This is a genomic window from Pseudomonas sp. GD03842, assembly GCF_029841165.1.
Taxonomy (GTDB): domain Bacteria; phylum Pseudomonadota; class Gammaproteobacteria; order Pseudomonadales; family Pseudomonadaceae; genus Aquipseudomonas.
On record NZ_JAOCEA010000016.1, the window covers coordinates 141,519 to 148,386 of the forward strand.

Sequence of the window (6,868 nt, forward strand, 5' to 3'; positions counted from 1 at the left end):
GCACGGCAGCACCGTACCCTTTGATTGCGAGGACCCCCCATGGATGATTCGACGTTCGACCAGCTGGAGGCTGCGCTGCAAGCAGCCCCCGGCAACGTCGCGCTGCTCACGATGCTGATCGACGCCAGCGTCCAGCGCGGTGAGCACGCGCGTGGTCTGAAACTGTTGCCCGACGACCTGGAGCAATGGCCTTCGGCCCCCGCGCTGAAACTGGCGGCGGCGAAGTTGTGCCTGGCGGCAGGCGATGCCAGCCGAGCGCTGCGGCTGGCCGAGGAGCCTGACGCCCACACGCGGCTGTTCAAGGCGCGGGTGCTGGCCGACCTGGACCGCCTCAAGGACGCGCAGGTCGAATACCGTGCGGCGATCGAAGCCAACCCGGCGTTGGAGGATGTGGTGTTCTCGCGTCGTCTGAATGCCTCGGTGGCCGAGGTGCCTCGTGCCGACGGGCGCCCGCGGTTGCGTGTGATCTCCAACGACGACACCGATCAGAGCGAAGTGGTGCGGTTGCTTGAGCCGGACAACCAGACCGTGACCTTCAGCGACATTGGCGGTCTGGAAGATCTGAAAAAAACCATTCACAAGAAAATCATCCTGCCTTACCAGAAGCCCGGCCTTTTCCAGCGCTTTCGCAAGAAGGTCGGCGGAGGCGTGCTGCTGTACGGTCCTCCCGGTTGCGGCAAGACCCTCCTGGCCAGGGCCACGGCGGGGGAGTGCAACGCGACGTTTTTCAACATCGCCATTTCCGACGTGCTGGACATGTACATCGGCGAGTCGGAACGCAAACTTCATGCGCTGTTCGAGCAGGCTCGGGCAAAGGCGCCAGCGGTGATGTTCTTCGATGAAGTCGAGGCCCTGGGTGGCAAGCGCGCCAACACGCGCGAATCGACGTCCTCCAAACTGGTCAGCCAGTTCCTTTCGGAAATGGACGGCTTCACTCAGGACAACAAGGGCGTGCTGATCCTGGCCGCGACCAACGTGCCGTGGTCGGTGGATTCGGCGTTCCGTCGTCCCGGCCGGTTCGACCGGGTGCTGTTTGTTCCGCCGCCTGATCGCGAAGCCCGGGAAAGCATGTTGCGCATGATGATGAAAGACCGGCCGATGGCCGATGACATCGACTTCGCGTTCCTGGCGAAAAGCACTTCCGGCTTCTCCGGCGCTGATTTGGGCGAGCTGGTGGAGACCGCTGCAGACGGGGCCATCGAAGATTCGCTCAGCAGCGGCACCGAGCGCGTGATCTGTGACGCGCACTTCAAGGACGCGTTGAAAGAAGTGCGAGCCACCACGCTCGAGTGGCTGACCACCGCCCGCAACTACGCCCGCTACGCCAACGAGGGCAATCAATACGATGAAGTGTTGGCGTTCCTCGACAAGCACGGGAAGGGTCGTTGATGGCGCGCTATGGGGGATACCGCATCGAGGACGAGCCGCGTCCGGGTGCGTTGGCGAAATGGGCCGTTTCGCCGTTCTGGCCGCTGCTGGGCATGATGCTCGGCGGTGCCTGGCTGGGCCTGCCGTGGTTCGTGTTCAATTCGATTGCCGTCGGCAGCCCGACGCGTGTGCGTGAAATCTGCCTGGCCGGTGTGGCGCTCGTGGGCAGTGTGGCCATCGGCCTGGCACTCATGCAATTGGCAGGCGCGGGGTACCTGGCAACCCAGGCGCAAGTCCAGTACGCGTTGCTGGTTCTGGTGGTGTGGAAACTGACCATTGGATACCTGCTGTACATGCAGCAGAACCAGACCATCGAGATTTACCAGTACTACGGCGGTGAGTTGAGCCGCTTCGGTCTGCCGCTGGCGCTGATCGGCGGTTTCGTGCTCAAAGGCATGGTCGTGAAGTTGTTGCCCTACACCCTCTGGTACCTGGTGGTGAGCTGATGAATACCGATTACCTGCTGCAGTTGGCTTATCAGCGCCTGCAGGCCGATCACAACGACGGGGCCATCGATGCCCTTCGACAATTGCTGGCCAATGACCCGGATTCGGCCGAGGCGCACGGGTTACTGGCCATCTGTCTGATGAACATGCGGCGTGTGCATGCTGCTCGCCGTGAAGTGCAACTCGCCCTGGCCGCCGATGCTCAGTTGCCTTTGGCCCACTATGCGGCGGCACAGGTGGCCATTGCCCAGCGCAAATTCAAGCTGGCCGAAGAGCATCTTGCGCAGTTGCTCGACATGGAGCCGCTCAACCCGTTGAACCATCGTTGCCTGGCCGAGCTGTATCAATTGACGGGGCGTCTGAAACAGAGCCGTGAGCCGCTGGAAAAAGCGCTGGAACTGGGCCCGGACGACGCCGCCAATCTGGTGGCGATGGCCGAGTTTCACCGCGCCAGCCGCCACTGGGAGCAGGCCTATCAATTCGCTCGGCAGGCTTTGCAGGCGTCCCCGGGCCACCCCGGCGCGGTCATTGTGCTGGGGCATCTGCTGCTGCGCGAAGGCGACATCGGCGGCGCCCGCGACCACGCCATCTGGGCGTTGCAGGAAAATGCCAACAACGTTGCCGCGCTGCACCTGCTCACGGCGGTGAAGGCGCGAAGCAGTCTTTTTCTGGGAGCCTGGTGGCGCTTCAACAGTTGGATGAACGAACGCAGTGCCACCCGGGCCATCATTCTCTTGCTGTTCATGTTCGTCACCTACCGCGTGGTGGTGATCACGCTCGCCGCGCAGGGCCACCCCCAAGTGGCCCAACTGGTCGACTGGGTGTGGCTGGCCTTCGCTGCCTACACCTTCGCCGCGCCGCAGATTTTCCGTCGTTTGCTGGAAAAGGAGCTGGTGCAGGTAAAACTGTCCAAGGAATTCTGACGAGCTGGCATCATGCCCAGTGTCGAAAGGTCATAATTGCGCTGGTTGAACCAGCGACGTTTATCAGAGGTTGTTCACATGTCATCTTTTGCTGAAATGATCGAAAACATCACGCCGGACATTTACGAAAGCCTCAAGCTGGCGGTGGAAATCGGCAAGTGGTCCGATGGCCGCAAACTGACCCAGGAGCAACGTGAGCTGTCCCTTCAGGCACTCATCGCGTGGGAAGTGCGCAATGTGCCGGAAGAGCAGCGCATCGGCTACATGGGCCCGCAGGAATGTGCCTCCAAGTCGGCGCCGATTCCAAACATCCTCTTCAAGTCGGATGCCATCCATTGATCGAGATTGGCCGAGGCTCCGTCAACAAAATGTCCGCGCGGCTCGATGCGGAGCAGGTGCACTATGCGTTTCGTCTGGGTGACGCGCAGATTCCGGTCAACCCGCTGATCGGCAAGACCGTACGCCTGGAATACCTGGGCGCCATTCATTGCAGCCACTGCGGCCGACGCACCAAGACCAGTTTCAGCCAAGGGTATTGCTACCCGTGCATGCAGAAACTGGCGCAATGCGACGTCTGCATCGTCAGCCCGGAAAGATGCCACCACGATCAAGGCACCTGTCGGGATCCGTCGTGGGGCCAGCAGTTCTGCATGACCGAGCACGTGGTCTATCTCGCCAACTCCTCGGGCGTCAAAGTCGGCATCACCCGCGCCACGCAACTGCCGACCCGCTGGCTGGATCAGGGCGCCAGCCAGGCATTGCCGATCGTGCGGGTCGCCACCCGCCAGCAGTCCGGGTTCGTCGAGGACCTGTTTCGCACTCAGGTGGCGGACCGTACCAACTGGCGAGCGCTGCTCAAAGGCGATGCCCCAGCGGTTGACCTGGCCGCCATCCGTCAGCAGTTGTTCGAATCCTGCGCCGAAGGCCTGCGCACGCTCCAGCAGCGCTTCGGCCTGCAAGCCATTCAGGTGCTCGACGACGTCGAGCCGATCGAGATCCGCTACCCGGTGGAGGCTTACCCGACCAAGGTGGTCAGCTTCAATCTCGATAAAGACCCGATCGCCGAAGGCACGCTGCTGGGCGTCAAGGGCCAGTACCTGATCTTCGACACCGGCGTGATCAACATTCGCAAATACACGGCGTATCAACTCGCCGTGCATCACTAAGGACAGCATCATGCGCACCGAACAGCCAAAAATGATCTACCTGAAGGATTATCAGGCGCCTGAGTACCTCATCGACGAGACGCACCTGACCTTCGAATTGTTCGAGGACCACACCTTGGTCCACGCGCAGTTGGTCATGCGCCGCAACCCGGAGCGTGCCCGGCTCTTGCCGGGGGGCGCTCTGCCGCCGCTGGTGCTCGATGGTCAACTGCTGGAGCTGCTGTCGGTCAAACTGGCCGACGTGGACCTCACCTCCGAAGACTACCAACTGACGCCGGACAGCCTGACCGTCCATCCCACCGCTGAAGCCTTCACGCTCGATACCAGCGTCAAGATCCATCCAGAAACCAATACCGCGCTGGAGGGCCTGTACAAGTCCAGCGGGATGTTCTGCACCCAGTGCGAGGCCGAGGGCTTCCGCAAGATCACCTATTACCTCGACCGCCCGGATGTCATGAGCACCTTCACGACGACGGTCATCGCCAGTAAACAGGATTATCCGATCCTGCTGTCCAACGGTAATCCGGTCGATGCTGGGCCCGAGGGCGAGCAACGTCACTGGATCACCTGGGAAGACCCGTTCAAGAAACCGGCGTACCTTTTCGCACTGGTGGCCGGTGACCTGTGGTGCATCGAGGACACCTTCGTCACGATGAGCGAGCGCAAGGTCACGCTGCGCATCTATGTCGAGAAGGAAAACATCGATAAATGCCAGCACGCCATGGACAGCCTGAAAAGATCCATGCGTTGGGACGAGGAAGTCTACGGCCGCGAATACGATCTCGACATTTTCATGATCGTTGCCGTCAACGACTTCAACATGGGCGCCATGGAGAACAAGGGCCTCAACATCTTCAACTCCAGCGCCGTGCTGGCCCGTGCCGAAACGGCGACGGACGCGGCGCACCAGCGGGTCGAAGCGATCGTCGCCCATGAGTACTTCCATAACTGGTCCGGCAACCGTGTAACCTGCCGCGACTGGTTCCAGTTGTCGCTGAAGGAAGGTTTTACCGTTTTCCGTGATGCCGGTTTCTCCGCCGACATGCACTCGGCGACCGTCAAGCGCATCCAGGACGTGGCATACCTGCGCACCCACCAGTTCGCGGAAGACGCCGGCCCCATGGCACACGCGGTGCGCCCGGACAGCTTCATCGAAATTTCCAACTTCTACACCCTGACCGTGTACGAAAAGGGTTCGGAAGTGGTCGGTATGATCCATACCCTGCTCGGCGCCGAAGGCTTCCGCAAGGGCAGCGACCTTTACTTCGAACGCCACGACGGCCAAGCGGTGACCTGCGACGACTTCGTCAAGGCCATGGAAGACGCCAACGGTGTCGACCTGACCCAATTCAAGCGCTGGTACTCCCAGGCCGGTACGCCACGCCTGGCGGTGACGGAGTCTTATGACGCCGCCGCCCACACCTACAGCCTGACTTTCCGTCAGACGGCGCCCACGACGCCTGGGCAACCGGGCGATGCGAAAAAGCCGTTCGTGATCCCGGTTTCATTGGGGCTGCTGGATACCCAAGGGCAGGAAATCCCGTTGCGGTTGCAGGGTGAGTCCGCGGCGGCGGGGACGTCTCGCGTCATCGCCATCAGCGAAGCCGAACAGACGGTGACCTTCGTTGACATCGCCGAGCGGCCGCTGCCGTCGTTGCTGCGCGGTTTCTCGGCGCCGGTAAAACTGAGCTTCCCCTACAGCCGCGACCAATTGATGTTCCTGATGCAGCACGACACTGATGGCTTCAATCGGTGGGACGCCGGGCAGCAGTTGTCGGTCCAAGTGCTGCAGGAACTGATCGGCCAGCATCAGAAAGGCGAGCCGCTGGTACTGGATCAACGCCTGCTCACCGCGCTGGGCACCGTGCTGGCGGACGAGAGCCTCGATCAGGCGATGGTCGCAGAAATGCTCTCGCTGCCGGGTGAAGCGTATCTCACTGAAATCAGCGAAGTGGCGGATGTCGATGCCATTCACGCGGCCCGCGAGTTCGCCCGTCAGCAGTTGGCCGATGGCCTGAGCGACGCACTGTGGAAGCGCTACCAAGCGAACCGCGAGGTGTCCAAGGCAACGCCTTACGTGGCTGAATCCGAGCACTTCGCGCGTCGGGCGCTGCAGAACATCGCGCTGTCTTACCTGATGTTGAACGGCAAACCGGACGTGCTGGCGGCTGCCATCGAACAGTTCGATAACGCCGACAACATGACCGAGCGTCTGACCGCGCTGGCCGTGCTGGTCAATTCTCCATTCGAAGCCGAGAAGGCCCAGGCCTTGGCGGTATTTGCCGAGAACTTCAAGGATAACGCGCTCGTCATGGATCAGTGGTTCAGTGTGCAGGCGGGCAGCACGCTGCCCGGTGGTCTGGAGCGTGTGAAAGCGCTGATGCAACACCCTGCATTCACGCTGAAGAACCCGAACAAGGTGCGGGCGTTGATCGGTGCATTTGCTGGGCAGAACCTGATCAACTTCCATGCGGCGGACGGGTCGGGCTACCGTTTCCTGGCGGATCTGGTGATTGAACTGGACGGTTTCAACCCACAGATCGCCTCTCGGCAGCTGGCGCCGTTGACTCGCTGGCGCAAGTACGACGAGAAACGTCAAGTGCTGATGAAAGAGGAACTGGAGCGCATCCGTGCTTCCGGGCAGTTGTCGCCGGACGTGTATGAGGTGGTGAGTAAGAGCTTGGCGTGATGGCCAGCCTTGATTGGCTGGTATGGATGACGGCGGGTTGATCGGTTGGCGAGGGTGATGCTGATTCACCATTCCGCTTTTACAGCGGGTCACTTTCCTTTCGGGGAAAGTGACCAAAGCCATTTGCTCCATTTTGCCAAGACAAAATGGAGTCGCTCGTAAGGAGCGAAACCGAGGTCCCAGCCCACACGCAAACGGATCTGTCCCCGGTTCCAA

At 61.2% G+C, this 6,868-nt stretch carries 6 protein-coding genes; all 6 read left to right on the forward strand.

Annotated features, from left to right (window positions below):
* Positions 1–39: 39 nt before the first annotated feature.
* Positions 40–1,389: an ATP-binding protein gene (locus N5D61_RS21485; protein ID WP_279894164.1), complete on the forward strand. Its 1,350-nt coding sequence runs from the start codon at positions 40–42 to the stop codon at positions 1,387–1,389.
* Complete coding sequence (locus tag N5D61_RS21490) at positions 1,386–1,874, forward strand: hypothetical protein (protein WP_177411084.1); 489 nt, start codon at positions 1,386–1,388, stop codon at positions 1,872–1,874. The genes N5D61_RS21485 and N5D61_RS21490 overlap by 4 nt, the downstream gene beginning before the upstream one ends.
* On the forward strand, positions 1,874–2,797 hold the full coding sequence (locus tag N5D61_RS21495) for a tetratricopeptide repeat protein (protein WP_108238777.1): 924 nt from the start codon (positions 1,874–1,876) through the stop codon (positions 2,795–2,797). Before N5D61_RS21490 ends, N5D61_RS21495 begins: the two co-directional genes overlap by 1 nt.
* 78 nt (positions 2,798–2,875) lie before the next feature.
* The gene (locus N5D61_RS21500) at positions 2,876–3,136 is read left to right on the forward strand and encodes a DUF1315 family protein (protein ID WP_108238776.1); all 261 of its coding nucleotides are present in this window, start codon (positions 2,876–2,878) and stop codon (positions 3,134–3,136) included.
* Complete coding sequence (locus tag N5D61_RS21505; protein WP_279894167.1) at positions 3,133–3,963, forward strand: DUF2797 domain-containing protein; 831 nt, start codon at positions 3,133–3,135, stop codon at positions 3,961–3,963. The genes N5D61_RS21500 and N5D61_RS21505 overlap by 4 nt, the downstream gene beginning before the upstream one ends.
* Before the next feature lie 10 nt (positions 3,964–3,973).
* Positions 3,974–6,652 (forward strand): aminopeptidase N, encoded by a 2,679-nt coding sequence (gene pepN / locus N5D61_RS21510; RefSeq protein ID WP_279894168.1) that lies wholly within the window; start codon positions 3,974–3,976, stop codon positions 6,650–6,652.
* The last annotated feature ends 216 nt before the right edge of the window (positions 6,653–6,868 follow it).

Bases quoted from the DNA above. Each gene is read 5' to 3' on its own strand.
- N5D61_RS21485 (WP_279894164.1), top strand. From the start codon at position 40: ATGGATGATTCGACGTTCGACCAGCTGGAGGCTGCGCTGCAAGCAGCC.
- N5D61_RS21495 (WP_108238777.1), top strand. From the start codon at position 1,874: ATGAATACCGATTACCTGCTGCAGTTGGCTTATCAGCGCCTGCAGGCC.
- N5D61_RS21500 (WP_108238776.1), top strand. From the start codon at position 2,876: ATGTCATCTTTTGCTGAAATGATCGAAAACATCACGCCGGACATTTAC.
- pepN (WP_279894168.1), top strand. From the start codon at position 3,974: ATGCGCACCGAACAGCCAAAAATGATCTACCTGAAGGATTATCAGGCG.